At 42.7% G+C, this 24,465-nt stretch carries 29 protein-coding genes; 16 read left to right on the top strand and 13 right to left on the bottom strand.

What is annotated here, in order from left to right:
• Nucleotides 1–681: an ArsR/SmtB family transcription factor gene (locus GS399_RS07090; protein ID WP_160843926.1), complete on the bottom strand. Its 681-nt coding sequence runs from the start codon at nt 679–681 to the stop codon at nt 1–3.
• A 62-nt stretch (nt 682–743) separates the two neighbouring features.
• On the opposite strand from GS399_RS07090, the gene GS399_RS07085 reads away from it, so the two are divergent.
• Both GS399_RS07085 and GS399_RS07080 read left to right on the top strand, forming a co-directional pair.
• Nucleotides 744–1,097: an antibiotic biosynthesis monooxygenase family protein gene (locus GS399_RS07085; RefSeq protein ID WP_160843925.1), complete on the top strand. Its 354-nt coding sequence runs from the start codon at nt 744–746 to the stop codon at nt 1,095–1,097.
• Between the two features lies 1 nt (nt 1,098).
• A complete protein-coding gene (locus GS399_RS07080) occupies nt 1,099–1,494 on the top strand; it encodes an ACT domain-containing protein (RefSeq protein ID WP_160843924.1) in 396 nt (131 codons plus the stop codon).
• 5 nt (nt 1,495–1,499) lie between these two features.
• Here the strand turns inward: GS399_RS07080 and nudK are convergent, their stop codons facing one another.
• Entirely contained in the window at nt 1,500–2,078 is a 579-nt protein-coding gene (gene nudK, locus GS399_RS07075; protein ID WP_160843923.1) for a GDP-mannose pyrophosphatase NudK, read from the bottom strand.
• 83 nt (nt 2,079–2,161) lie between these two features.
• Here nudK and GS399_RS07070 point away from each other — a divergent pair, with 83 nt between their 5' ends.
• The 5 genes from GS399_RS07070 to GS399_RS07055 are packed head-to-tail and all read left to right on the top strand — an operon-like array spanning nt 2,162 to nt 6,125.
• The gene (locus tag GS399_RS07070; RefSeq protein WP_202409398.1) at nt 2,162–2,944 is read left to right on the top strand and encodes a YjgN family protein; all 783 of its coding nucleotides are present in this window, start codon (nt 2,162–2,164) and stop codon (nt 2,942–2,944) included.
• Nucleotides 2,848–3,120 carry a DUF898 family protein gene (locus GS399_RS20640; RefSeq protein ID WP_369410110.1) on the top strand — a complete coding sequence of 91 codons (273 nt, stop codon included), beginning with the start codon at nt 2,848–2,850 and terminating at the stop codon, nt 3,118–3,120. Before GS399_RS07070 ends, GS399_RS20640 begins: the two co-directional genes overlap by 97 nt.
• 2 nt (nt 3,121–3,122) lie before the next feature.
• Complete coding sequence (locus GS399_RS07065) at nt 3,123–4,193, top strand: M48 family metallopeptidase (RefSeq protein ID WP_160843922.1); 1,071 nt, start codon at nt 3,123–3,125, stop codon at nt 4,191–4,193.
• 31 nt (nt 4,194–4,224) lie between these two features.
• Nucleotides 4,225–5,040, top strand: coding sequence for a hypothetical protein (locus tag GS399_RS07060; RefSeq protein WP_160843921.1), 816 nt, complete (start codon nt 4,225–4,227; stop codon nt 5,038–5,040).
• A 14-nt stretch (nt 5,041–5,054) separates the two neighbouring features.
• The gene (locus GS399_RS07055) at nt 5,055–6,125 is read left to right on the top strand and encodes an aminotransferase-like domain-containing protein (protein ID WP_160843920.1); all 1,071 of its coding nucleotides are present in this window, start codon (nt 5,055–5,057) and stop codon (nt 6,123–6,125) included.
• Here the strand turns inward: GS399_RS07055 and GS399_RS07050 are convergent.
• Entirely contained in the window at nt 6,118–6,828 is a 711-nt protein-coding gene (locus GS399_RS07050; protein ID WP_160843919.1) for a DNA alkylation repair protein, read from the bottom strand. The genes GS399_RS07055 and GS399_RS07050 overlap by 8 nt on opposite strands.
• Nucleotides 6,829–6,913: 85 nt before the next feature.
• On the opposite strand from GS399_RS07050, the gene GS399_RS07045 reads away from it, so the two are divergent.
• Nucleotides 6,914–7,666, top strand: a complete 753-nt coding sequence (locus GS399_RS07045) for an EcsC family protein (protein ID WP_304622142.1) — start codon at nt 6,914–6,916, stop codon at nt 7,664–7,666.
• A 2-nt stretch (nt 7,667–7,668) separates the two neighbouring features.
• Here the strand turns inward: GS399_RS07045 and GS399_RS07040 are convergent, their stop codons facing one another.
• On the bottom strand, nt 7,669–8,124 hold the full coding sequence (locus tag GS399_RS07040) for a YciI family protein (RefSeq protein ID WP_160843918.1): 456 nt from the start codon (nt 8,122–8,124) through the stop codon (nt 7,669–7,671).
• A gap of 281 nt (nt 8,125–8,405) precedes the next feature.
• The gene (locus tag GS399_RS07035; protein WP_160843917.1) at nt 8,406–9,266 is read right to left on the bottom strand and encodes a LamG-like jellyroll fold domain-containing protein; all 861 of its coding nucleotides are present in this window, start codon (nt 9,264–9,266) and stop codon (nt 8,406–8,408) included.
• 155 nt (nt 9,267–9,421) lie between these two features.
• Here GS399_RS07035 and GS399_RS07030 point away from each other — a divergent pair, with 155 nt between their 5' ends.
• Together GS399_RS07030 and GS399_RS07025 are read left to right on the top strand one after the other, a co-directional pair.
• A complete protein-coding gene (locus tag GS399_RS07030; protein WP_160843916.1) occupies nt 9,422–10,399 on the top strand; it encodes a DUF1028 domain-containing protein in 978 nt (325 codons plus the stop codon).
• 59 nt (nt 10,400–10,458) lie between these two features.
• The gene (locus GS399_RS07025; RefSeq protein ID WP_160843915.1) at nt 10,459–10,779 is read left to right on the top strand and encodes an HU family DNA-binding protein; all 321 of its coding nucleotides are present in this window, start codon (nt 10,459–10,461) and stop codon (nt 10,777–10,779) included.
• A gap of 503 nt (nt 10,780–11,282) precedes the next feature.
• Here GS399_RS07025 and GS399_RS07020 read toward each other — a convergent pair.
• On the bottom strand, nt 11,283–11,762 hold the full coding sequence (locus GS399_RS07020) for a RidA family protein (RefSeq protein ID WP_160843914.1): 480 nt from the start codon (nt 11,760–11,762) through the stop codon (nt 11,283–11,285).
• 107 nt (nt 11,763–11,869) lie between these two features.
• Here GS399_RS07020 and GS399_RS07015 point away from each other — a divergent pair, with 107 nt between their 5' ends.
• The 4 genes from GS399_RS07015 (at nt 11,870) to GS399_RS07000 (ending at nt 16,195) form a co-directional block, all read left to right on the top strand.
• Nucleotides 11,870–12,373, top strand: a complete 504-nt coding sequence (locus GS399_RS07015) for a hypothetical protein (protein ID WP_160843913.1) — start codon at nt 11,870–11,872, stop codon at nt 12,371–12,373.
• Nucleotides 12,374–12,474: 101 nt separating this feature from the next.
• Nucleotides 12,475–13,959 carry an acetyl-CoA carboxylase biotin carboxylase subunit gene (accC, locus tag GS399_RS07010; RefSeq protein WP_160843912.1) on the top strand — a complete coding sequence of 495 codons (1,485 nt, stop codon included), beginning with the start codon at nt 12,475–12,477 and terminating at the stop codon, nt 13,957–13,959.
• 75 nt (nt 13,960–14,034) lie between these two features.
• Nucleotides 14,035–14,619, top strand: a complete 585-nt coding sequence (locus GS399_RS07005) for a riboflavin synthase (protein ID WP_160843911.1) — start codon at nt 14,035–14,037, stop codon at nt 14,617–14,619.
• A gap of 1,285 nt (nt 14,620–15,904) precedes the next feature.
• Nucleotides 15,905–16,195: a hypothetical protein gene (locus GS399_RS07000; RefSeq protein WP_160843910.1), complete on the top strand. Its 291-nt coding sequence runs from the start codon at nt 15,905–15,907 to the stop codon at nt 16,193–16,195.
• A gap of 4 nt (nt 16,196–16,199) precedes the next feature.
• On the opposite strand, the gene GS399_RS06995 is transcribed toward GS399_RS07000, so the two are convergent.
• Genes GS399_RS06995 through GS399_RS06975 form a run of 5 tightly spaced genes read right to left on the bottom strand, consistent with a single transcriptional unit; the run spans nt 16,200 to nt 21,602 of the window.
• On the bottom strand, nt 16,200–16,772 hold the full coding sequence (locus GS399_RS06995) for a nucleotidyltransferase family protein (RefSeq protein WP_160843909.1): 573 nt from the start codon (nt 16,770–16,772) through the stop codon (nt 16,200–16,202).
• A complete protein-coding gene (locus tag GS399_RS06990; protein WP_160843908.1) occupies nt 16,769–17,893 on the bottom strand; it encodes an XdhC family protein in 1,125 nt (374 codons plus the stop codon). The genes GS399_RS06995 and GS399_RS06990 overlap by 4 nt, the downstream gene beginning before the upstream one ends.
• Before the next feature lie 2 nt (nt 17,894–17,895).
• Nucleotides 17,896–20,118, bottom strand: a complete 2,223-nt coding sequence (locus tag GS399_RS06985; RefSeq protein WP_160843907.1) for a xanthine dehydrogenase family protein molybdopterin-binding subunit — start codon at nt 20,116–20,118, stop codon at nt 17,896–17,898.
• A 3-nt stretch (nt 20,119–20,121) separates the two neighbouring features.
• The gene (locus GS399_RS06980) at nt 20,122–21,105 is read right to left on the bottom strand and encodes an FAD binding domain-containing protein (RefSeq protein ID WP_160843906.1); all 984 of its coding nucleotides are present in this window, start codon (nt 21,103–21,105) and stop codon (nt 20,122–20,124) included.
• A complete protein-coding gene (locus GS399_RS06975; protein ID WP_160843905.1) occupies nt 21,102–21,602 on the bottom strand; it encodes a (2Fe-2S)-binding protein in 501 nt (166 codons plus the stop codon). Before GS399_RS06975 ends, GS399_RS06980 begins: the two co-directional genes overlap by 4 nt.
• Before the next feature lie 344 nt (nt 21,603–21,946).
• Between GS399_RS06975 and GS399_RS06970 the strand changes: the two genes are divergently transcribed.
• On the top strand, nt 21,947–22,171 hold the full coding sequence (locus GS399_RS06970; protein ID WP_160843904.1) for a CDGSH iron-sulfur domain-containing protein: 225 nt from the start codon (nt 21,947–21,949) through the stop codon (nt 22,169–22,171).
• A 39-nt stretch (nt 22,172–22,210) separates the two neighbouring features.
• Here the strand turns inward: GS399_RS06970 and GS399_RS06965 are convergent, their stop codons facing one another.
• Nucleotides 22,211–22,870, bottom strand: a complete 660-nt coding sequence (locus tag GS399_RS06965) for a DUF1349 domain-containing protein (protein ID WP_160843903.1) — start codon at nt 22,868–22,870, stop codon at nt 22,211–22,213.
• 96 nt (nt 22,871–22,966) lie between these two features.
• On the opposite strand from GS399_RS06965, the gene GS399_RS06960 reads away from it, so the two are divergent.
• Complete coding sequence (locus GS399_RS06960; protein ID WP_160843902.1) at nt 22,967–23,743, top strand: Fpg/Nei family DNA glycosylase; 777 nt, start codon at nt 22,967–22,969, stop codon at nt 23,741–23,743.
• A gap of 62 nt (nt 23,744–23,805) precedes the next feature.
• Here GS399_RS06960 and GS399_RS06955 read toward each other — a convergent pair whose 3' ends face one another.
• On the bottom strand, nt 23,806–24,078 hold the full coding sequence (locus GS399_RS06955; RefSeq protein ID WP_160843901.1) for a hypothetical protein: 273 nt from the start codon (nt 24,076–24,078) through the stop codon (nt 23,806–23,808).
• Between the last annotated feature and the right edge of the window lie 387 nt (nt 24,079–24,465).

Here is a 24,465-nt window from a genome sequence, read left to right as displayed (position 1 = left end):
TTATATGGCAATTCCCAGCCGGTTGTATATTTCCTGCTTCCCTTTTGAGGTGACAAGCAATTCACGTGAAAATTGTATTCGTTTAAACCAGTTCTTCTCTAACATTTTTTCCAGCAATACAGCGCCCAATTTTCCGGCGAGATGAGGCCGACGCTCACTCCAGTCGAGGCACTGACGTGTCAACGGCCGCCGGATATCCATAAACTCTCTTTCGTTAATATTCAATCCTGATAACCAATTCCAGCCTTCCGGAGTTACCGAGTATGCAGCCCCATTTTTCATAATCAACAAGTTATCTTCAAAAGCCTCAGTGAGTTTGACTCCTACGTAACCGGCTAAATGGTCGTAACAACTTCTGCAAAATTTTACGCCGTTTGCTGTTTGAGAACTTGTTCTCTTTGCCGGGCGCTCTAGCAAATTTGCCAGTGATTCGATTGCGTACGCAACCTCCGGCCTTGAAAATGAAAAATAACGATGCCGTCCCTGTGATTCAACCTTTATCAAATCGTATTCAAGCAGCTTTGATAGATGATTGCTGGCTCCCGAGACTGACATTCCGGTGGTCAGCGCCAGTTCGCCGGCCGTGTACGATCTTCCATCAAGTAAAGCCCACAGAATTCCCGCCCGATTCGGCTCACCAATAATTCCAGCGATTTTTAAAAAACTTTCCTCAGCAATCATATTTCAATTTCAAATGAAGTATAAAGGTACCCGATGCAGTTATTTTGAACAAATTAAAATAGATGATAGCAGTAATTTTTGAAGCTACTCCATTTGAAGATAAATGGAATAACTATTTAGAGCTGGCAGAAATACTAAAACCGCAGTTAAGCTTTGTTCCCGGATTCATTTCAGTCGAACGATTTCAAAGCATGTCGGATCAAAAGAAAGTTTTATCTCTCTCATTCTGGGAAGATGAAAAAAGCGTTGTTCAATGGAGGAATCTGGAATTGCACAGGCAAGCTCAAAAAGCAGGACGAGATAACGTATTTAAGGATTACCGGATCAGGGTGGCATTGGTTCAGCGTGATTATAGTATGGAACGGCGCACCGAAGCTCCATCAGATAGTAAAGCGGTTCACGATAAATTGATTTAAGATGTACGACATTGAAATTGTATTGGAAAACAGACCAGGTTCACTGGCATTAATGGGCGAAATACTGGGAACAAATAATATCAGCCTGGAGGGAGGCGGCGTGTTTGCCGGTAATGAAAAATCTACCGCGCATTTTTTGATAATGGAGCCTGAAAAGGCCAGGAAGGTATTGGGAGATGCAGGCTTTGACGTTTTGGCGATAAACGAAGTGATCATTCAGAAATTACGGCAAGACCTGCCGGGGCAGCTTGGATTGTTTTGCCGGCGGCTTGCTGACGAGAATGTTAACATCCTTGTTCAATACAGTGATCATGCTAACCAGTTGATTTTAGTCGTCGATAATCCCGAAAAAGCAAGGGCTGTTTCGGATAAATGGATGAAGGAATTTTGGAATTAAAGGTTTTATAACAGCTCGTTTAATCGCAGGTGCTGTAACAGCATAATCGTTTTGCCATCTTTAATTTCATTCGATCTGATCATTGAAAGAGCTTTATCAAACGGCAATTCGAGCACTTCAATGTTTTCTTCTTCATGCTCAACTCCGCCGCCATCGGTTACTTTCATCAACTTTGAATATTCGGCAATAAAGAAGTAAAGCAGCTCAGTAACGGATCCGGGAGACATATATGCTTCAAAGATCTTCTGAACATGGTTTATCCGATAGCCGGTTTCCTCTTCTGTTTCTCGCCGAATGCAGTCTTCCGGATTATCCTTATCGAGCAAGCCCGCGCAAGCTTCGATCAGCATCCCGGTTTCATTGCCGTTTACAAATGTCGGCAAACGAAATTGCCTTGTTAGTATCACCGTTTTTTGTTCCAGGTTATAAAGTAAGATCGTTGCGCCATTTCCCCGGTCGTAAGTCTCCCGGGTTTGTACTATGTGTTTTCCATCTTTTCTTAGATACTCATAGGTAAGTTTTCTTAGTACATACCAGTTGTCGGAAAGAATTTCGGTTTTAAGGATATTAACGTCTTTTATCATATCGGAAAATTTTTCTACGTGAAGGTATTTAATTATAATTTAAAATATAATACCTTGGTCAAACCAACTTTATCACATTAGAAATGGAAAATCAAGAACCTAAGTTCACACGGGCCGAGTTCCGTGGCGACGGAGCCGATTTTTTCGGTATCTATCTTCTCAACGCAATTTTAATGATCATTACCTTCGGATTTTACTATCCCTGGGCGAAAGCGAAAAAGCTAAAGTATCTGTATGAAAATACCTGGCTGGATGGAAGCCGCTTCAAATTCCATGGCACGGGCAGGGAAATGTTCAAAGGCTTTTTAAAAGCTGTGGGAATATTCATTGTTCTTTACGGGCTTTTTATCACGTTCAGTTTGAACAGTAATCCGGTAGTAAAAGTGACCGGAATTATGGTTACATACATTTTATTCATCGCGCTGGTTCCGATTGCTGTACACGGTTCCATGAGATATCGACTTTCGAGGTCGTCATGGCGTGGTATCCATTTTGGCTATCGGGGCGATCTTAAAGAACTGGTATTGCTTTTTTTAGGCGGTGCTTTTTTAACTTTTATCACGATTGGAATTTATTCTCCATGGTTTACAATTAAGTTACGTCGATATATCATCAGCAATATTCGCTTTGGTAATATTAAATTCGGTTACAGCGGCTCAGGAACAGATTATTTTGTATTGTTAATCATCGGTACGCTGCTGACTATCGTTACTTTCGGAATTTATTCATCTGGTTCGCAAAAGACTTATTTAACTTTTACGTTGAAAACATTGAACTTGAACAGGATGGAAAGCGGCTTGAACTTCGCTCAGTGGCAACCGGCGGAAATTACTTCAGGCTTTTTGCACTTAACCTGGTCATCATAATTTTTACGTTCGGACTTGGAACGCCATGGGTAGTTGTTCGTACGCTCAGGTATGTTTTCAATAACGTTTACCTGATGGGGGACGTCGATTTCAACACATTGTCGCAAACCGAGGAAGATTATAAAGATGCGACCGGTGATGATCTTGTTGATATGCTTGATATAGGAATAGTTTAGTGATGGACTCACGAAAGATTATTTTTTACGATGGTCTGTCGTCCGTTCCGCATACCGCCGAAGTTACTTTCAGGCCCGAAACCTGGCTTATTGACTATGAGTACTCTGATGTGCTGTTCCAATTGGAATGGCACATCAGTCAAATTAAATCCTTTGAACACATAGGTAATACACTCATTTTCAGATACGGCGAGTTTCCTCAACAACTATTAGAATGTAATGACGGTAGTTTGTTTGAGGAGTTGAAACAGCAATATCCACAGGCTGCTTTTTTAAGGACTATTAATAGCGAACAGCAAATTAAAGGCTGGAGAAATCTGATCATCGCTTCTGTTATCCTGGTGGTTTTATTGAGCGCCGCTTACTTGTGGATCCTACCGGGGATCGTCGGCTTTTTTATTACAAAGATACCTCAGGGAACTGAAATTAGCTTAGGCGACAGAATGTACGAAAGTTATATTTCAGGAAGAATTATTAATTCGAAGCAAACTAGATTGATCAACAGCTTTGTAAAGAAGATGAATTTTGGCACCGATTATCCAATCAGGGTTACGGTGGTTGAGAGTAGTCAGGTAAACGCATTTGCTATGCCCGGCGGACGGATTGTCGTTTTTACAGGTATCCTTGAAAAAATGAACAAGTACGAGGAACTGGCGGCATTACTAGCTCATGAAACTGCCCATGTTACCAATAAACATTCACTTCGGGCTATTGGCAGGAATCTTTCCGGGTATATTTTTATTTCCTTGATTTTTAACGATGTCAACGGAATTATGTCAGTGTTGATTGATAATGCAAATACCCTTAACAATCTGAGTTTCTCAAGAAGCCTGGAACAGGAAGCAGATAATGAAGCGCTCAGGACACTTCAAAACAACCGGATTAATCAGCATGGAGTTGAATGGCTGTTCAAAAGATTAAGCAACGAGGGACAAGTTCAGTATTTCAAATTTTTAAGTACACACCCGCTGACAAAGGAAAGAATTAAGAACGCGGCGGATGCTGCTTCAAAGCAAAAAAACTACACGGAAAATAATGATCTAAAACAGCTTTGGAATAATATCAAAAAATAGTTATTTCGTTTAGTCCGCTAAATTTCTACCAATGAAAAAACTGTTGCTCTTTTTATTCTGTGGCATTATGACTGGCCAAGCTCAAACGCTGCAAGAGAAAGTGCAGGGCGATTGGGTTTGTACCGGCATTACGGATACACTTGGAAAAGCGGCCTCCGGCAGGTTCGGAGAATCAATTGATTTCCTTCAGCTCAGCTTTGTGCAGGATACAGTATTTATTTCACAAGCTCCCTTTGACGAAGGTTTTGAATTCATGACGCTCTTTGATTTATATAGTGTCGATGTTATTGATCCGTACGTGTATGGATCACAAAGATATCTCGTTAAATCGGCCTCAAAAGACAGCTTGATTTTAAGTACACTGAATATGAAAAACGAACTGGTCAACTTTCATTTCGTTAACCAGGCACAATTTTTAAAGTTTAGCACAGACGATGTAATTGATAATGGTACGATCATTTTAAAATATGGCAAAATCAATGAAAAAGCGGATTACCCGACTTCGTTTGCCATGTACCGGGTAAATAACACCCAGCCATTCCTTATCCCCAGGCCGCTGTTCGCCGACAACGAATCATTGGCATTTGGTAATTTCATTGCATCGGCCTTTCATGGTTATCGCTTTTTGCAGCCGGGCGTTGTTTCAGACGAAATGATCATCGAATTTGACGTGTCAAAGGATGGGGTTAGCAACGTCGCGGTTTTACAGGGGTTTAATGCTAAAATTAATGAAATGATCACCAAAATAGTTCAGCGTTCCTCAAAGTTTTGGAAGCCATTAAAAATTGGCCAGCAGCCTGTGAAAACCGCTATGCGCTTTCATTTTGTTCTTTACAAAGAGAAATAAACAGATCCTGAAATATGCTTAAGCCAATCGACCTGCGTTTCAACTACCCGATCCTGGAAAACCAAAATGCGGAATTTCAGGAGTTACTGAAAGAAACGCTGGGAAATCCGTTACAGCTGCTAAGTACCGACCCAACTGGTGGCAGCTACCGCGACAAAGAAGTTGGGGCGAAATGGCTTTCACAGCCAGGTTTTCCGGTTAACCCGGACGACGTGTATTTAGGTGGAGGAGGACATCATGCATGTATAGTCGCTATTTTGGCGGCAAAGCTTCAGAATAAAACAATCGCGGTTGAAGAATTTACTTACTCAAATTTCAAATCAGCGGCTGCACTGCTAAATCTCAAGCTTGTTCCATGTAAAGTTGATGAGTTCGGCCTGATTCCGGCTTCACTCAGCGAAATCTGCCTCTCAAATAACATAGATGCCTTATTTACAATGGCTACGGTAAGCAATCCGCTGGGAACGGTTTTACCCATCGAACGCCGCCGGGAGATCGTGTCTATTGCGAGAGAAAACAACCTGATAATCATTGAGGATGATGCATACGGATTCCTTGAAGATCAATTGCTTCCGAACTTTTTTCATCTGGCACCGGAACGGAGTTTTTATGTTTATAGCTTTTCGAAACCATACGCACAGGGTATAAAAACGAGCTATTTACTGGCACCGGAAAATTATTCTCAGCAGGTAACCGACACACTTAGGCTAACGTCAAGTAATTCGTCTCCGCTGCTTTCCAACGTTCTCAACAACCTCATCGAGTCGGGACAGATGAGCCGCGTGATCCGCGAAAAGCAAATTGGCGGCGCGGAGCGGCAAGCTTCCGTGAAAACGCTTTTAAACGGATATAACTTCTCCGGCCATAAGAACGGCTGGCATGTTTGGTTAAAGCTTCCGGATCAGATTAAGTCATCAGAATTAAATAGTCGATTGGAGAAAGAGGGCGTGTTAATAGTTCCTTCAGTGGGATTTTCGGCAGATACGCCTGTTTATGAAGGAGCGATTCGTATTGCCTTGGGCGGTGAAAGTGATTTTTCCAGGGTAGCGGAAGGTATTGAAATTATTAAGAAACTGATCAGCTAGCGCTGGCTCTGAGATAATGAGATTTCTGAGTGTCGTCAAGATTTTCTATCGCGTAACGAAGAGTTATACGAGCCATATCTTGATGGTACGAGTTTAAAAAGCTTAATAGTTTTTGTTTGTTATGTTTTCCAGCTTCTCTGAGCCAGCTGCCAACTGCTTTCTGAATCAGGTCGTGTTCGTCATGGATCAATAATTCCGCAATCCTGAACGTGTCTTCCAGCTGGTTTTGACGGATAAAATAATAGGTACTTACAATGGCCGTTCTGCGTTCCCATACATTTTCCGAATTTGCCAGCCGATAAAGTATGTCGCGAGGCTTATCATCCAGGTAACCACCTACAACGTAGGGAGCGCTCCGGTCTACCAAATCCCAGTTATTTATTCGCTCGTGCCGGGAGATATAAAGATCAAACAATTGTTTTTTTTGAGCGGCCGAAATGGTTTTACTTCTTGCCTGGAAATCCATGATGCTCACAGCGCCCATCCTCGCTTCGTAGTAATCGCTTAATAACAGTTTTTCGATTTCTTCGATTGGCATCAGTTTAAATTCTTTTGCCAAAGCGAAGATATCGGCCATGCGAACGCCGATAAATTTATTTTCTCGATTGGGATCGCGATAAAATCGCCGGACATTTTCAAGTTCTTTTTCTTGTTGAAGGGCGACGAGTTTATTGTAAAAACTTTCTGCTGTTAATATTTCCATGCTTATTAAAGCCTGTATTACAATATATAAAAAACGTTTCGATAACTCTATGGTGTTCGTGACAAACTAAACATCACAGCATCCAATGTATATTTACAAAATGACTGCTTACGAAGAACAAGCTTTTGAAGAATTGAAGCGCTGGCAAGCAAAAATGGAAAAACGGCCGTCGTTATTTAACCGTGCGGCTAAAGGTTTGCAGACAAAAATAAATAATCTGATTCCTGAGAAGGTGCACAAGGCGATTACCTTAACCATCGAAAAGATGACAAAAGCGGTGCTGTACGGAGCCAAATACACTACATTTAAAACGGCAAAAACTGAGTCGCTCCAAATCTCGGAAGCATATATTAAAGATCAAATTAATTTCTACCAAAGAACGGCGACCGTTGAAGGAGCTGTTACCGGCGCGGGTGGGATATTGCTAGGACTGGCAGATTTCCCGATTCTTATAGGAATTAAAATAAAGCTGCTTTTTGATATCGCTGCTTTTGCAGGTTGCGACGTAAAAGATTATAAGGAAAGGCTTTACATTCTTTATGTTTTTCAGCTTGCATTTTGCAGTCAGCAGCGGAGGATAGAGATTTATAAACAGCATATCGAAAATTGGGAAACTTATGCTGCTTCCCTGCCTGCAGATGTTGACCAGTTCGATTGGCGTACGTTTCAGCAAGAATATCGGGATTATATTGATCTTGCAAAAATGGCGCAGTTAGTCCCGGTAATCGGAGCCGCGGTGGGAGCTATTGCCAATTATAAACTTATCGAACAACTCGGGAATACGGCCATTAATTGTTACAGGATGCGATGGTTTTCGATGAAAGAGCTTAACGGGTAATTTTACATTTTCGTTTTTGATACTTTATCGTGAAAAGGCAAATACAATGGTAAAGCCGCCGAGCCATACCATGGAAAAATTTCGGCTTCAAGAAGTTTTGCTTTTACGGCTGGATCGGTGGACAGCAAGGCCTTAGCTTCTTCGGTTGTTTCGCTGTTTAATATAAATATGCCGCGATAATTTTTGTCGTTCTTGCCAAGAGGACCGGCAACGATCATTTTTCCGTTAGCTACCAACCTGCCGATATTTGCCATATGCCCGCGAAACAGGCTGTCGACAATTTCTTTTTTGCTGATCTCAGCCGGTCCGGTTTTCAATATCACGAGCGTGTACATCTTCATGCCATACTCGTCGGCGCCAAGTGAATCTGCGAGAGCTTTATCATATTTGAGATTGGTTGACTGAGCAAGCGAAGTTAAACCGAAGGTTACAAGACAAAGGATAATTAATAGTTTCATGGGAATGTTGTTAAAACCGGATTAAATTTATTCTCAATTAACGGTAAGGGTAGCAGCGGCTTCAGAATTAAACGATTTATAAACGAATTCACCTTTTGCAGAAGGTTTGAAAATATATTTTAATTTATAAATAGGGATATTCTGAGTACACATAACCGGAAATGTCGATAAGCGGTAAAACGCTTTAATAAGTTACGCGATTTCCACAATTGATGATACCAGGACTTTAATATAACGGATCTTTATCAAATAAAAACGCCCGGCTAAGCGGGCGTTTAATATTAAAGTCTTGAAAAATCTTCTTTTTTAACAAATTTTCGATAAAACTTGATCTCATCCAATCGGCCGTTAAAAAATTGGTAATCAAAATCATGATTGCCACGCCAGTTTTTCTGAAGGCCGATAGCATATTCATTGTCTTCTAAACCTTCCCATATCGATGGTTTAAATTTGTATTTGTCAATACCTAACAGCGTATTATTAACAAAGAGGTGAACCAGTCCCTGGCCAGGTGCATAGTAATTGTCGTCCCATCGTATAATAATGTGGTACCACCTTTTTGTTTTTATTACCGGACCTGTTATTACATTAAATTCCCCGGGAGTAGCTATAGAGTCAACAAAACATCTTGAGGAAAATGCTTTGATGGAGCCATCATTTTGCAAACGTATACTATAAACAACTCCATACCAATACTGCTGGGCATGAAAAAGTGGTGAATCCTTGATGGTATCAGCATACATCCAAAAAGATAATGTGCCAACGTTGTTAATTGAATTGGCCATTCCGATATCATAATTAAAGCCGCCTTTAGTAAAATACATGGCGGTTAGAGGCTGTCCGGTAATGCCATAGGTAAATTTGCCATTTGGCGTATACACAGTATTTGCATGATCTATCCCACTTACTGAATCAACCAAATTGTTAGTTAACGGGAAATAATAAATTGGCTTCAGAACATCTGTTGACGACGTTGTGATACTGTTCTTTGACTGTGTGGCAGCTAAAGATGATTCGTCCGTTGTTGTAGTCAGCGACTCATCCTTTGAACAGCCGGTAAAAAAAACAAAACATGAAGCGAATACATAGAGCAAACTCATTAACTTAATGGTTGGCTCGCGGTTAATTTTTACGTAATTCATAACTCAATGAAAAAAATTTATTTAAAATTAACTTAAGTTTATCTGCAGGGCAATCGAGTTTTAATAATGTGTAAATTTTGGGAAATTTAAACTACCTGTTGATATAATGTCGAGTAACGACTATCATAGGTAATTTTATAATTAAGTATTCGGTCATGAAAAAACTGTTAATTCTCCTTATTTTATTTTCAAACATTGCTGCCGGACAGGTCTATAAAACTACCGAGCCGCTCGCACATACGTTCTCTATCGTCGCACGCGATCCGTCCACCGGCGAGATGGCGGCAGCCGTTCAAAGTCATTGGTTCAGTGTAGGGACATCTGTTATCTGGGGAAGATCAGGAGTAGGAGTGGTGGCAACTCAATCTTTCGTGAATAAATCCTACGGGCCGCTTGGGTTGGAGCTTATGGAACAGGGAAAAACACCTGAAGAAGCTGTAACGGAATTATTGAAGAAAGATGAAGGCCGTGATGTACGCCAGGTAGCATTTTTAAATACTTCCGGACAGACCGCAGTACACACTGGCAGCAAGTGCATCGACTTTGCGAACGACAGGCATGGCGCAAATTATTCCGTTCAATCGAACATGATGTTAACGGACAAAGTTTGCGCGGCAATGGAAAACGCTTTCTCTTTAAACGATAAGCTGCCGCTTGCTGAAAGAGTTCTTGCCTGTTTAATCGCTGCTCAAAAAGCAGGCGGCGATATCCGCGGGAAACAGTCGGCTGCAATGATCGTGGTTTCGGGCGCACTGGTAAAAGAAAGCTGGAACGATAAGCTTGTCGATTTAAGAGTGGACGATAATGTTGATCCCATTGGAGAACTTGGCCGTTTGCTAAAACTCCAGCGGGCTTATGAGCATATGAACAATGGCGACCTGCAGGTGGAAAATGGTAACATGCCAAAAGCTATGGAAGAATATACGGCCGCAGAGAAAATGTTTCCCCAAAACCTGGAAATGCAATACTGGCATGCGATCACTCTTGCGAATAACAAACGGGTAAAAGAAGCTGCCGCAATGTTAAAAAAGGTTTATGCAAAAGATGTTAATTGGCGGGAGTTAACAAGGCGTTTACCGAAGGTGGGGCAGCTGACTGTAAGTGAACAAGAATTGAAGTTGCTGCTGCAGTAGTTTCGCCGATAGTTCAACTTACCAGCTTAATCAACCACAACCAAATCACATTTATAATCATGTCCATTAAGTACTACCTCAAACCCAATCCAATTGCTGCAAATCCAAATGGCTATGTTGCTCGTACAGCGGCCAATGAAACTATAGATATCGAAGGTGTCATAAAGAAAATAGTTAAACGTGGCACTACTATAACGGAAACCGACCTGAGGGCGGCTCTGAGCATTTTTTTCGAGGTTGTGACAGACGGAGTTGCTTCCGGCAACACGATATTATCACCCTTGGTAAACATTCGCCCGGGAATAAACGGTGTTTTTAATGGGGCTGCCGACGTTTTCGATCATTCGCGGCATTTGAATAAAAGCTACCGACTCAAATGAGTTCTCCTGAACAGTAAATGCGCGAAGCGGCGGTTGAAAAAATTAAATCATTTAAACCTGCGCCCACGCTTTTGGAATTTCATGATGTAAGCAGTCAAACTACCAACAGCCGGTTAACCCCCTGCGGTATTGGTAAATTGCTCGGAGATGGCCTCAAAATAGATCTGTACAATGATGAGGAGGGGATCTTCTTTTACTCATACTACTGGCGTGATTAAGGTTAAAACCGTGGCGACCGCTACAAGCGGACGAATCATTTTTAGTATACCTGAAAATTTACAGCCGGCGAACATGTAATTGAAGTTCGTAAAGCTTATGGAATTTCAGAAACTATAAGGCAGGTAGTTCTTACAGAAAAGCTTTAGACTAAGAAGAAATCGTAAGCTAATTTAATTTTTATCGACAACAGAATAAATTTCTATCGTCGATAAATGTCTCTTATATCACCGACAAAAGCAATTTTTATCGTTGATATAAATTCCTTGTATCACTGAAGAAAGTTATCAATGATTATTCCTTAACGGTAGAATCGCGGTTGCTTCGATCTCAATCATTAAATCATCGCGAAAAAGGCTTTTGACTTGTATCAACGTGCTCGCCGGCGGATTTTTAAGATTTATGTATTCATTTCTCACTTCCCTGATCGATTTTAACTGACTGAGATCTGTTACAAAAAAACTGATTTTCACGAGGTCGCTCAGGCTTCCGCCTGCCTGGTCAACAATTGATCTGATATTTTTAAAAACCTGGTCCGCTTGTTTTCGCATATTTCCCGCGCCTACGAGTTCGCCTTTGCTGTTGAGTGCAACTTGTCCGGATATGATTAGCATTTTGCAATTTCCAAGGTTAATTTCCGCCGACTGGGAGTATCCGTTTGCAGGAGGTACGGAAGGTGGGTTGTTAAATTTTACGAGTGCAGAATCGGTTTGTGCAAAACAGTTCGTGCAGGCAAACATAAAGAGGAGATGAAGAAATTTTTTCATATCAGTACAGGCATAGATTAGCATAGCTAAAATAAGCTTTCTGTCTTATTTGACCCAGGCGCTTTAAACAATAAGACGAACCTAATGTTCTTCCTAAAATCTATCCTATGAAAATCTATAAAAAACAATCGTCGCTGGCGGACCTGGGAACTGCCATTGGTGTTGGATTGCTGGCCGGGTTAGCCGGCACTGTAGCAATGACAGTCTCGCAGATTATCGAAGCGCAGATCACAAAACGCGAAAAAAGTGATACGCCGGTGAAGGCGGTCTCCAAAGTACTTGATGTTAAACCTACCTCCGAAGAAGAAAAAAGCAAGGTAAATGAAGAAATTCATTTCACCTATGGCACGAGCTGGGGCGTTGCGCGCGGACTGATCGGCTTGATGGGGCTGAAAGGTTTTCCGGCGGCTTTCCTGCATTTCGCGGCGGTTTGGGGAACGTCACTCATTATGCTTCCATCGCTGAAGGTCGCCCCGCCTGTAACAGAAGAAAAGCCAAAAGACATTTCGGTTGATGTTTTGCATCATGGCGTATATGCGGTTGTTTCTGGTTTAGTTTATGACGCAATTACCAGGAAGAAAAAGAACCCGCTGAAAAGACTTTTGCATTAATACTAAGACCCGGCGAACGGTATTTGTCCTGTTGACAAATATTTCGGACACACATCACGAACTTCTGTTCTATCTCGCTGATTTTAGTATTTTTAGTTTCTATGAAGAAACTCCTTGTTGCCAATCGTGGCGAAATTGCTTTGCGGATCATGCGTTCAGCGAAAGAGATGGGAATACAAACTGTCGCCGTTTATTCGGAAGCCGATCGTTTGTCACTTCATGTCCGTTACGCGGATGAGGCGGTTTGCATTGGTGCGGCACCTTCCAACGAATCATACCTTGTTGCCGAAAAAATTATTGAGGCTTGCAAAATAACCGGTGCCGAAGCTATTCATCCGGGTTATGGTTTCTTGTCCGAGAACGCGGTTTTCGCAAGAAAGGTAATAGAAGCCGGATTGATCTTTATTGGTCCTTCACCGGAAGCGATAGAAATTATGGGCAATAAGCTGGCTGCAAAGGCGGCGGCGATGCGCTATAATATTCCCATGGTCCCTGGCACAGAAACCGCTATTACTGATGTTGCCGAAGCAAAGCGGCGTGCGGCAGAAGTTGGCTTCCCGATTTTGATTAAGGCGGCAGCCGGTGGCGGAGGCAAGGGAATGAGAATCGTTGATACTGCGGAAGATTTTGATGAACAAATGAAACTGGCAGTTTCCGAGGCAACCTCTGCTTTCGGCGATGGTTCTGTGTTTATCGAGCGGTATGTTTCCTCGCCACGGCATATCGAAATACAGGTTTTGGGAGATTCGCATGGCAACATCATTCATTTGTTTGAACGCGAATGTTCGGTACAGCGCCGCCATCAGAAAGTAATCGAAGAAGCGCCATCATCGGTATTGACGCCCGAGATCAGGGAAAGAATGGGCAAGTGTGCGGTGGATGTGGCGCGTTCGGTTAATTATACAAATGCCGGCACGGTTGAATTTATCCTCGACGAGAATTTAGATTTTTATTTCCTGGAGATGAACACACGTTTGCAGGTCGAACATCCAGTTACCGAAATGATAACAGGGATTGACCTCGTAAAGGAGCAGATCCGCATAGCAAGAGGCGAAGCTCTTAGGTTCAAACAGGAAGAACTCCGGATAAATGGACATGCTATTGAATTACGGGTTTATGCTGAAGATCCTGCTAATAATTTTTTACCGGACATCGGTACATTACGTACTTACCGCTTACCAAACGGGCCGGGAATAAGGGTTGATGACGGTTTTGAAGAAGGTATGGAAGTTCCTATTTATTACGATCCGATGATCGCTAAACTGATTGTTTATGCCGCCGACCGGAAGGAAGCTGTTGATCGTATGATTCGAGCGATTGATGAATATACAGTATCCGGCGTGGCAACAACACTGGCTTTCGGCAAATTTGTGATGCAACACGAAGCCTTCCGGTCCGGAGATTTTGACACGCACTTTGTTCAGAAATACTTCAAGCCCGAGCTGTTGGTTCATGAAAATGAAGATGAGGCCCGTATCGCTGCCATTATCGCAGTTAAATGGCTGAATGAACACAGAAAACAGTTCATACAGCCAGATTCGAGCAATACCTCATCCGACTGGGTAAAAAACAGAAAGGATTATTAGTTTAAATAAAGTCATTAAAATCCTCACGCCGGTATCACAGTTGGAAATGGAACAGCAGACAAATAACTTTGGAACATGTTTACAGGCATTATTGAAACCTTAGGTAAAGTCAGCGGATTGAAACACGAACAAAGCAATCTTCACATTACGATAGAATCTCCCATTTCGAATGAATTAAAGATCGACCAGTCGGTTTCTCATAATGGAATTTGCTTAACGGTTGTAGCATTGGACGATAAAAGCCATACAGTAACCGCTATCGACGAAACTCTTCAAAAAACTAACCTTGGCAACCTTAAGGAAGGCGATTTGGTAAACCTTGAACGTTGCCTGCAAATGAACGGCCGTCTTGATGGACATATCGTTCAGGGCCACGTGGATCAAACCGCGACATGCATTTCCGTTGAAGATGAAAACGGAAGCTGGCGTTATACATTTCAATACGATGTTACGCAGGGTAACGTTACCGTGGAAAAAGGGTCGATTTGCGTAAACGGCATCAGCTTAACGGTGGTTGATTCAAAAGATGATCAGTTCTCTGTTGCGATAATCCCTTATACGTTAGAGCATACAAATCTGCAGGATGTAAAGACGGGTAGTATTGTCAACCTGGAGTTTGATATTATTGGTAAATACGTGGCGAAATTGCTGAGGAATTAGTTGAATATTGGCAAATTATAAATTAGGAATTTGCAATTGCGGTTAGCTTTTGTTAATAGTAGCAAATTCCTCCCGGTAATAAACCCGATATGAGTGAAAAGCTTAAAGTTGCATGATTACTCATAAATTAATGCCGTTCACTTTAACCCATTGTTGGTATCTCACCAACGATTTACTAAAACTTTCAGAACGACTTTATTTCGCCCTGAATTTTTAGATAGCTTTTGAAACGAATGTTCATCTCTTTTGGCAAAGACAGTCCTGCTCTGCAATCCAAGTTTTTTGTGAATGTTTCTTTCTAAATTGAACGAGCTCCAACAAAAAAGCTTTCCTCTCCGATCAGGTTTATTACACTTAAACCTGCGTTTCGTCGGTATGAGGGTCCGTGCTATTAGGTGGATAGCTGCAATATCTTAACGGTTTTAAACCCGATATGAGTGAAAAGCTTAAAGTTGCAGGAACATTCGGCAACCTGTGACAATCACTTTAAGCTTGCAACGTTAGCGGGACTACCGGCACCGAATAACGCAGGAACTTGCTTTCCAAAAAAAATTACAATCTGTTTTATTAAGACTTTTATAGCTAACCCTAACCATTGTTGGTGTCTCACCAACGATTTCACTAAAACTTTCGAAACGATTTTTTTATTTCGCCCTAATTTTTAGATAGCTTTTGAAACGAACGTTCATCTCTGTTGGCAAGGACAGTCCTGCTCTACGATCCAAGTTTTTTGTGAATGTTTCTTTCTAAATTGAACGAGTTGCACCAAAAAGCTTTCCTCTCCGATCAGGTTTATTGCACTCAAACCTGTGTTTCGTCGGTACGAGGGTTCGTGCTATTAGGTGGATAGCTGCAATATCTCAACGGTTTTAAACCCGATATGAGTGAAAAGCCTTAAAGATGCACGAACATTCGGCAACCTGTGACAATCACTTTAAGCTTGTAACGTTAGCGGGACTACCGGCTCCGATTAACGCAGGAACTTGCTTTCAACATGTAAATCATTAAAACGTATTTGCCGGAGCAGAAGTAAAAGTTTTCCTGCTTCCAGACGAGTGCAAATGCTAAATCAGGAATCTTATATAAAACTCGGAATACATTAGAAAAAAACCGTTTCAAGCTAGCTTCTTCCTATTGCCAAATATTCTAGACGATGTTCTTATTATTTACAAAACATCAAAATAACAATCTTTAAACACCAGACTACAACCCCTAGAATTCCTAAATTTCAAAACAATACCGTCCAAAAATCCTTGTTTTAAGATAACAAGCAAAAAACATTACCATGAATACATTACAGAAATTCGAATTAATAGAGAAGATCGAACGTGAATTGGAAGATCTTAAAAACAGCCAGACGGCGGTGCTCCAAAAGATAACGAAGATCGAAGTAGATAACATCGAATTATCGGACAAGAAGCTGGAAGATAAACTGCCCGACATACATCAAAGCGCTGCAGATATCATTGATACGATTGACGAAATCTTCTCAAACTTTGCAGAAGTTAAAACGCAGTTTGAAAGTAAAAACAACATTGGCGCGTTAAAAGAACAGGAAGCGCTGAAAGGCGGATAATCTTTTAATATGCCGGCAAGTTGTCGTAATCTTGCGGGGTGTCGATATCAATGATACCTTGGGCAAATGGAATTGCCGCAATGGCGTTCTGATGAAGGAGCAGGATTTTCTTAGCTCCTTCATCTCCTTTAAGAGCCAGCAGATCGTTGAAATAAGACTTGCCAAATAAAGCAGGTGTTCCTATAGTGTTACCGTATAAACAGGCCGCAAGCGTTCTTTTTTCTATTTCAGCGGCGTTTTTTAAATCCATAAGCAGTTTAGCGCTTACAAACGGCTGGTCGCAAAGCATAATAATTGCTTGTTCGGCCTGGGGGTAAAGCCTGATTAGCTCATCAACTCCTTTTCTTATCGACGAGGAAATACCTTCTTCCCATCCGGTATTAAGACACCAGTATATAGTTTCGTCGTCATATTGAATCTGCGGGTCGCTGTAGGTAACCATAACTGGTCCTAACCCAGCTTGCTTAGCCTGGTCTATCGCATGCCTGAGCAAGGTTGATTTTTGATATGGAAGCAATTGCTTGGGCCGGCCCATTCTCACAGAACCTCCGGCGGCCAGAATTATAATTCCTGTCATAGCTGAATTTCAGGTACGTGGATTCCGACTAGCTTGTTTTTTAGAAAGCCAGCCTTGCCATTATGAATTACCGATTGTATTTCGCTTAAAATGGAAAGGGCTATTTCCTGTGAATTTTCTGCCATGATATCCAAACCGGCCGGCCCAAATAAGTTTTCAGGAAGCTTATTAGCCTTTGGATCCAAACCTGCTTCTTCCAGCATTTGCAGTGTCCTTTTCTTTGGCCCCAGGCAGCCAATGTACGGAACATCAGTTTTAAGTAGCCTCTTTAATACCTCGTAATCGTACGTGTAATTATGCGACATGAGGATACAGGCGGTTCGTTCGTCAAGTTCCACTTCGTTTAACCACGCATCAGGTTTTGAGATAAGAACTTTAGTATCCGGAAACCTGGCGGTGGAGGCATAATTAGGTCGGCCGTCGATTACAGTGACATCCCATCCTAAAATAGCAGCCATCTGGATTAGCGGAATCGCATCGTTGCCTGCTCCGAACACTATCAGTGATATTTCAGGTTTCAATATTTCAATGAAAGCTGTGATTGGATTTGTCTCGCCGTAAGTTTTAATAAGCGATGTTTTTTTACGCAGCACATCACGGCTGTCGTCGAAAATCTCAGCGCTTAAAGAGGAATAGCTTTGCTGATTGTATATTTCATCCGATTCCGTTAAAAATAAACAAGTGCCGGATTGTGCCGCTTTCTTGTCCTCCAACGAAAACAAGGTGACCAGCACTGCATACCGGCGTTTCTCAAAAAACTTTTGAAGTAGGGATATCGGGTTCAAAGGATCTGCATCATCAATGGGTTCGATCAATACATGGATAATTCCATTGCAACCAAGTCCGACTCCAAAGCGGGCGTCGTCTTCATCGGTCGTATCATAAGTCACCAGCATAGGGTGTCGCTGGCTCATGGCAAAGCGTGCCTTTCGCAATGCATCGCCTTCCAGGCAGCCACCGCTAATCGCACCTGTAAATTGTCCTTCTTCGGTTATCAGCATGCGTGCGCCAGCCTTTCGGTAGGAGGAGCCTTCTACCTTAACTACCGTAGCAAGTGCCGAGTTTTTCCCTTCAGCTTTAGCCCGTTCATACGTTTTGATAATTTTTCGCAGCTCGTTCATTTTTATAACAAGGTATCCAGCGTAATTGGAAGCTTTTTGACTCGTTTTCCTGTCGCGTGGAAGATGGCATTGGCAACAGCCGCCGCAGTTCCCACAACGCCGATCTCTCCAAGTCCTTTTACGCCCATCGGGTTTACAATATCGTCATGCTCATTTACAAATATCACATCCATTTCCGGAATATCCGCATTCACGGGGATATGATATTCTGCCAGGTTATGATTAACAAAGCGGCCAAACTGGTTATCCATTACCGAATCTTCGTGGAGCGCCATGCCGATACCCCAGACAAGTCCCCCGATAATTTGGCTGTGTGCTGTTTTAGGATTAAGAATTTTTCCGGCGGCAACGGCACTTACCACGCGGCTAACATGAACAGTGCCAAGATCTTCATCAACTTTTACTTCAACAAACACCGCTGAGTGTGTATAACGGGCATATTTGCGCTGTTTTAGAACGTTTGGTAAACTAAATGCTTTTGCTTCAAGTGTGTTCGTTTTTTCAGACTGTAAGATATCGGTAAGCTTTATCCTGATTTCCGGATTGCCTGTAACATACATATACCCATCGTTAAATTCGGCCTGTTCTGGCTTTAGTTTTTTAAATGGCGAGTTGCTTGCTTTTTTAGCAAGTTTCAATAGTTTCTTTTTTAGGCCGTCGCAAGCCGCTTTTATGGCGCTGGTAACTGATCCTGCAGTAAATGAACCGCCTGATAATGGCGCCCAGGCAAGATTTGTATCGCCAAGTTTAGCTTCAACGTCTGTTACGGGTAATCCCATAAGTTGCGCCGCAGTTTGCGTCATGATGGTATAAGTTCCGGTCCCAAAATCTGACGTAGCAGTGCTGACGGATAACTTGCCATCTATCGATAATTTAACATGCGCTCTAACCGGTACATGGAAAGCCTCCCATATACCCGTCGCCATTCCCCAGCCGACTAACTGGTTGTCATCTTTCATCGACCGCGGTTCTGGATTCCGGCGGCTCCATCCGAATTTCTCTGCTCCCTGGCGGTAACATTCTTTTAGCTCCTTACTTGAAAACGGGATATCTCCGTCCTGGAACCGTTCTGCGTAATTGATAAGTCTGAGCTCAAGCGGGTCGATGTTGAGTTTGTATGCCAGTTCATCCATGGCACATTCGAGTGCGTGTACTCCGGTTGCACCGCCAGGCGCACGCATATCAAGCGGGGTGTAGATGTCCAGCGGAACAAGGCGGTAATTAGTTTCCACATTGTTGCATTGATATAAAGTACCCGACCAGTTAACCACATTTTCAGTATAGTCCTCCAGTTGTGAAGTTTCGGCAATGGCTACATGTTTAATGGCTTTTAGCTGGGCGTTCGGAGAAGCACCCAACGTTAATCGTTGGTGTGTTGCCGGCCGGTGCCCGAAAGAGAACATTTGCTGGCGGGTAAGTGATACCTTGACCGGGCGTTTAAGCTGAAGCGCCGCCATCACCGCCATAAAAGCCTGGTACTGCGGCCGTAAACCCGAGCCAAAGGCGCCACCGACGAAAGGCGAAAGTACCCTGATCTTCTTTTTAGACAGTTTAAAAACGTCAGCCAGGTAATTACGGCTGTTCAATACACCCTGCGTTTTATCATAAACAGTAAGTGAACCATCGTCGTGATATTGAACAGTAGTGGCATGCATTTCCATAGGGTTATGATGCTCATACATATGCAGGTATTCGGTATCAAGGCGCACGTCGCCTTCGCTTATTATTTTGTCAGCTTTCTTGCCGCGGGATTTAATAGGAAACCTGTTTAATGATGGCTTGTGTGAGTTGCCAAGATTCTCCTCAAAATTCGTTGTGTGTTTTGCAACGAGGTAACGTATCTGAACAAGAGACGCCGCGTAGCGCGCCTGTTCAAAAGTTTCAGCGATCACCAGCGCAACAGGCTGCTGACTAAAAAGAATTTTATCAGTATAGAACGGCCTGAACGGTTTGCCGGATAATGGGGCATCGTGATCTTTATAGCTGAGATCGAGACGGGCCAGTTTCGGGACGTTTTCATGCGAATAAATGGCGATAACACCTTCCGCTTCCATCGCTTTTGCAGTGTCGATAAATTGTATTTTACCTTTGGCGATTTTGCTTGAAACGATGTAGCCGTAAACCATGCCGGGAAAATGATATTCAGCCGCGTACTTTGCTTCGCCGGTAACTTTTAACGGGCCGTCAACGCGGCTTAGCGGTTTTCCGATTGGATTGTCTTGCATTCTCTAAGAATTTAAAGCTTCTGAAAGCGTTTTCACAATGGCGCGCTTAGCCAAAATAATTTTAAAGTCATTATGTCCGAAGCCACGTGCGTCTTTCAAGATCAGATCTGCTGCCTGCTCAAAAGCGGACTTTTCCGGCGTTGTTCCTTTTAGCATATTTTCCGCCTCTTTGTTTCGCCATGGTTTGTGGGCAACGCCACCGAGAGCGATGCGCACATCTTCTATTTTACCATCGTTTATTTTTAATCCGGCGGCCACTGAGACAAGAGCAAAAGCGTACGACGCCCGGTCGCGAATCTTCAGGTATTTATAATTTTCGTGAAATCCATATTCCGGCAAATCAATGGAAGTAACAAGTTCTCCGGGATGCAGGTTGGTGTCTTTTTCAGGAGTATCTTCCGGCAGCCTGTGGAAATCTTCAAATTCGATAGTACGTTCGCCGGACGGTCCCGTAACGTTAACCCGGGCGCCTAAAGCGGCAAGCGCGACGCAAAAATCGGACGGATGGGTAGCGATGCAATGGTCAGACGTTCCGAAAATTGCATGTATCCGGTTAAATCCCTGCAATGCACCACAGCCTGAGCCGGGCTTTCTTTTATTACAGGGAAGCGCCGTATCGTAAAAATAATAGCAGCGTGTGCGTTGCAACAGGTTTCCGCCGTTTGTAGCTTTATTTCGTAACTGCGGCGATGCGCCGGCTAATATCGCATGTGAAATAAGCGGGTATCTTTTTTCGACTTCGGGATGATAGGCTGTATCAGCATTGGTTACCAGGGCGCCAAGCCGGAGGCCGCCGTCCTCGTTCATTCCAATTTCCTGGAAGGGCAGAGCATTTATATCTGTCAGGTGGTCCGGCCGTTCGACATTCTCCTTCATCAGGTCGAGCAGGTTTGTGCCGCCGGCAATGAATTTTGAAAAATCCGATTGTTGCTGGCTGCTAAAAGCATCGGCTATGTTTCCAGCCTTGTTAAAGGTAAACCTGTTCATTCGGCTATGTTTCCTTTCACTTGCTTAATCGCAGCAACGATATTTTGATAAGCGCCGCACCGGCACAAATTCCCGCTCATAAGTTCACGGATATCAGCTGTGGTTTTTACTTTGTTTTCCGACAAAAGCCCGATCGCCGAACAAATTTGTCCCGGCGTACAATAGCCGCATTGAAAAGCGTCGTGATCGATAAAAGCCTGTTGCAGCGGGTGAAGATTGTCAGAACTTCCAATGCCTTCGATGGTGGTAATTTCATCGCCTTCGTGCATCACAGCGAGTGTGAGGCAGGAATTTATCCGTTTACCGTTGATCAGCACGGTACAGGCTCCGCACTGCCCGTGGTCACAGCCTTTTTTTGTTCCTGTAAGGCTGAGGTATTCTCTGAGTGCATCAAGCAGTACCACCCAGGGCTCAACGTTTAATGAATGATCTTTGCCGTTGATGGAAAGTTTTATTGCAGTACTTTCATGCGTTCCCAATAATGTGGCTTGCTCCATAATTCTTATTCGAGTGTAAGAAAATTTTCTTCAATAGTCATTTGTGACATAGCGACAGATGTTGCTTTTTTGATAACATCATGGGCGAAATGATGTTTCGACTAAAGGAGAATCACGGTAAATTGTCGGCGTTTGCAACGCGGATACCAAGAACAGCGGTTTCATCGCATCAGGATCATCTCTAAACTCTTTTTCCAAAGTAGTCCTTAGCACTGCTAAAAAGGTAATTTTTCAAAGTGTACGGTAAATGATCGGCTTCGCTAATTTAAACTGGCTATAAATTGCAAATACTGACCCAACTGATACAAAACGCTGGCTACCTTTGGCATCCTTAAAAACAAAACATGGCTACAACAAAATTGACAATAAACAGTAACGGTTCGGTGAAAGTCGACGGAGATTTCGAGATCGTTGATATGCAGGGCAACGCGTACGGCTTGCAAGGCAGAACAGTGGTTTCTATCTGCCGCTGCGGACTATCTGCAAACAAGCCGTTTTGCGACGGGTCGCATAAAGGACATTTCGAACATGAATCGAAAGCGTTCGACCTGCCGCCAAAAAAGGTTTAAGATCTGAAGTCCGGCCAATTAAAGTGCCGGACTTTTTTATTATTCCCCGGTAGAGAAGTTTTTAAATGGCCGGGCATCGTAAGAAATGTCTTCAAATTTAACTGTACAGCTTTCTCCTTTGGGTGATTGCGCGTAAAAACCCACTCTCAGGTCCGCAGATTTAGCATAGGGCAACGAGCGGATAATTTTCCAAGATTTCCCATCCAGGGAATAGTAAAAAACAAAGAAGTCTCCTGACCTTGCTACTTTTGTATAGACGGAGCCACTGTTTACCGCAATGTGGTAGCTGTCGTCGCCGTGCTTATTATTTACCAGCGATGCGCCAAGTCCCAGGGAACCATCCTCGTTTTTTTCGAATAATAGCTTTGCCCAGTTTTCCTTATTGCTGTAGATAAGAAGCGCTCCTCCGTCATATTCGTTTTTGAAATCGGGTGTAATTTTTACCGACATGATAAAAGCGGTGTCTGGCGTGAAAAGCATTTTCGGAGCGTTGTTTATGTAAAACCTTCCGTCTGCGAATGTATATAGATCGGTTTCTTTGCCGGCTTTAATGGTAATACTTTTAGGTCCGGTTACGAAGCTCAGGGGTTGTACATCCCAACTTATCGGCTTTGGAATTGCGCTTATTTTAGCAGCAGTTTGTCCAAAAGCATAGCCGCAGATAGTGATCAGTGCGATCAGGATAACAGGTTTTTTCATGACGTTTTTGGTTGTTAAACAATAATACAGTTTACAAATGACAGATGACAAACTTTCTATTAATTGTATGGTTAAATAGGAACCTATAAGATCATTATGCCTGAATTACCCGATCTGCAAGTTTTTAGCCGGAATCTGAATAAACTTTTGGCCGGAAAAACTCTCGAAAAAGTCACAGTTCATCAATTAAAAAAACTTAATGTCGGGGAAAGTACATTAAAGGAGAGGCTTGAAGGGCGCAAACTCGAAAGTATTTACCGCGAAGGAAAGGAGCTGCGGTTTAAGTTTGACAATGATCATATTCTGGGAATGCACCTGATGCTAAACGGCAAACTGTTCATGTTTAAAGGAAATAATCAAGAGAAAAATTCTATTCTCGAGCTTTTGTTTAAAGATGGAGAAGGAATCGTGCTGACCGATTTTCGCGGACTTGCCACACCAACACTGGACCCACAGGAGCGGGATGCTCCGGACGCACTTTCAGACGAATTAAACGCATCTTATCTGAAAGAAAGATTAAAGGGAACCAAAACAACCGTTAAAAATTTACTGCTTGATCAAAACGTCATCCGTGGGATTGGCAATGCTTACGCGGATGAAATTTTGTGGAAAGCCCGGATTTCACCTTTTTCAGTTTGCAACAAAATACCTGATGAGAAGATAGCCGATTTAGCAGATGCAATAAAATCCGAATTGAAAGATGCTGAAAAACAAATATTAAAAGCTCACCCTGATATTATCCATGGCGAGGTTCGAGATTTTCTGAAAATTCATAATTCTCACCTGAAGAAAAGCCCCGACGGAGAAGTTATACAGGTGAAGGAACTAAATTCCCGTAAAACGTATTTTACTGAAGAGCAGGAATTGTATTGAGCGGGAGTAGCAAGTAGTAAGTAATCGTACTGAATATCTGAGGCATTACAATTTTACAGAGATCACCTGCTATCGCTATCTGTTAGCTGTGTGTCGGGCAGCAGCTGGTGTTGCATGATAAATGCAGCAACCTGTTCCTGTTCGTTTACGGTAAGTTCAGTTCCGTCATAGATCCAGTAGCCTTTCAAGTCAAACAGGATGCGTCCGAGGTAGGCTTGTTCTTCGAAGGCGGTGTATAAGTTGCAGGTCCGGACCTTGTTTTCCCATCCGGTAATAATGCGGATTACTTCATCAGGCCGATTCTCGCGCTTCAACCAGGCTTTCATGGTATTCATGAAACAAAATTGAAAAATATTTTACAGGAATCCGAATAAAATACTAAAAATATTAGCAGATATAAATATTATTGGAGGTATTAAAGTCGCTTCTTTTTCCGCACTTGACTATTCAAATCGCTGATGATCGGTTGTTGAATGTACTGCCGAGGGGATCGTTCATAGCATTTGTACTTTGATAGTAGGAAACGGTCTTCGCACGACTATGAGCCCGGCTGACAATAAAAAGGCACAGCCAGCTGTTTATGAAAGCTGGTCCGCCTCTCCGCCGGCGGCTGGCTCTTTTTTTTTCTTGAAAGAAAAGAAACAAAAGTTCAAGGCTTCAAATTTTTGTGCTAAAAACCCGGTGATCCGGCCTGTCGCAATCAGAGCCGTGGGAATTTTCAG

The organism is Hufsiella arboris, assembly GCF_009834875.1.
Lineage (GTDB): Bacteria > Bacteroidota > Bacteroidia > Sphingobacteriales > Sphingobacteriaceae > Hufsiella_A > Hufsiella_A arboris.
This window is presented reverse-complemented; position numbering and strand designations above follow the sequence as displayed.

What these genes read in the sequence shown, in the direction of transcription:
- GS399_RS06970 (WP_160843904.1), top strand. Translation starts at nt 21,947, where the DNA reads ATGGCTACAACAAAATTGACAATAAACAGTAACGGTTCGGTGAAAGTC.
- GS399_RS07050 (WP_160843919.1), bottom strand. Translation starts at nt 6,828, where the DNA reads ATGGAAATATTAACAGCAGAAAGTTTTTACAATAAACTCGTCGCCCTT.
- GS399_RS07005 (WP_160843911.1), top strand. Translation starts at nt 14,035, where the DNA reads ATGTTTACAGGCATTATTGAAACCTTAGGTAAAGTCAGCGGATTGAAA.
- GS399_RS06985 (WP_160843907.1), bottom strand. Translation starts at nt 20,118, where the DNA reads ATGCAAGACAATCCAATCGGAAAACCGCTAAGCCGCGTTGACGGCCCG.
- GS399_RS07035 (WP_160843917.1), bottom strand. Translation starts at nt 9,266, where the DNA reads ATGAATTACGTAAAAATTAACCGCGAGCCAACCATTAAGTTAATGAGT.
- GS399_RS06955 (WP_160843901.1), bottom strand. Translation starts at nt 24,078, where the DNA reads ATGAATACCATGAAAGCCTGGTTGAAGCGCGAGAATCGGCCTGATGAA.
- GS399_RS06960 (WP_160843902.1), top strand. Translation starts at nt 22,967, where the DNA reads ATGCCTGAATTACCCGATCTGCAAGTTTTTAGCCGGAATCTGAATAAA.
- GS399_RS07045 (WP_304622142.1), top strand. Translation starts at nt 6,914, where the DNA reads ATGTATATTTACAAAATGACTGCTTACGAAGAACAAGCTTTTGAAGAA.
- accC (WP_160843912.1), top strand. Translation starts at nt 12,475, where the DNA reads ATGAAGAAACTCCTTGTTGCCAATCGTGGCGAAATTGCTTTGCGGATC.
- GS399_RS07070 (WP_202409398.1), top strand. Translation starts at nt 2,162, where the DNA reads ATGGAAAATCAAGAACCTAAGTTCACACGGGCCGAGTTCCGTGGCGAC.
- nudK (WP_160843923.1), bottom strand. Translation starts at nt 2,078, where the DNA reads ATGATAAAAGACGTTAATATCCTTAAAACCGAAATTCTTTCCGACAAC.
- GS399_RS06980 (WP_160843906.1), bottom strand. Translation starts at nt 21,105, where the DNA reads ATGAACAGGTTTACCTTTAACAAGGCTGGAAACATAGCCGATGCTTTT.
- GS399_RS07030 (WP_160843916.1), top strand. Translation starts at nt 9,422, where the DNA reads ATGAAAAAACTGTTAATTCTCCTTATTTTATTTTCAAACATTGCTGCC.
- GS399_RS06965 (WP_160843903.1), bottom strand. Translation starts at nt 22,870, where the DNA reads ATGAAAAAACCTGTTATCCTGATCGCACTGATCACTATCTGCGGCTAT.
- GS399_RS07090 (WP_160843926.1), bottom strand. Translation starts at nt 681, where the DNA reads ATGATTGCTGAGGAAAGTTTTTTAAAAATCGCTGGAATTATTGGTGAG.
- GS399_RS07025 (WP_160843915.1), top strand. Translation starts at nt 10,459, where the DNA reads ATGTCCATTAAGTACTACCTCAAACCCAATCCAATTGCTGCAAATCCA.
- GS399_RS07000 (WP_160843910.1), top strand. Translation starts at nt 15,905, where the DNA reads ATGAATACATTACAGAAATTCGAATTAATAGAGAAGATCGAACGTGAA.
- GS399_RS07080 (WP_160843924.1), top strand. Translation starts at nt 1,099, where the DNA reads ATGTACGACATTGAAATTGTATTGGAAAACAGACCAGGTTCACTGGCA.
- GS399_RS06975 (WP_160843905.1), bottom strand. Translation starts at nt 21,602, where the DNA reads ATGGAGCAAGCCACATTATTGGGAACGCATGAAAGTACTGCAATAAAA.
- GS399_RS07060 (WP_160843921.1), top strand. Translation starts at nt 4,225, where the DNA reads ATGAAAAAACTGTTGCTCTTTTTATTCTGTGGCATTATGACTGGCCAA.
- GS399_RS07065 (WP_160843922.1), top strand. Translation starts at nt 3,123, where the DNA reads ATGGACTCACGAAAGATTATTTTTTACGATGGTCTGTCGTCCGTTCCG.
- GS399_RS06995 (WP_160843909.1), bottom strand. Translation starts at nt 16,772, where the DNA reads ATGACAGGAATTATAATTCTGGCCGCCGGAGGTTCTGTGAGAATGGGC.
- GS399_RS07055 (WP_160843920.1), top strand. Translation starts at nt 5,055, where the DNA reads ATGCTTAAGCCAATCGACCTGCGTTTCAACTACCCGATCCTGGAAAAC.
- GS399_RS07040 (WP_160843918.1), bottom strand. Translation starts at nt 8,124, where the DNA reads ATGAAACTATTAATTATCCTTTGTCTTGTAACCTTCGGTTTAACTTCG.
- GS399_RS06990 (WP_160843908.1), bottom strand. Translation starts at nt 17,893, where the DNA reads ATGAACGAGCTGCGAAAAATTATCAAAACGTATGAACGGGCTAAAGCT.
- GS399_RS07015 (WP_160843913.1), top strand. Translation starts at nt 11,870, where the DNA reads ATGAAAATCTATAAAAAACAATCGTCGCTGGCGGACCTGGGAACTGCC.
- GS399_RS07020 (WP_160843914.1), bottom strand. Translation starts at nt 11,762, where the DNA reads ATGAAAAAATTTCTTCATCTCCTCTTTATGTTTGCCTGCACGAACTGT.
- GS399_RS07085 (WP_160843925.1), top strand. Translation starts at nt 744, where the DNA reads ATGATAGCAGTAATTTTTGAAGCTACTCCATTTGAAGATAAATGGAAT.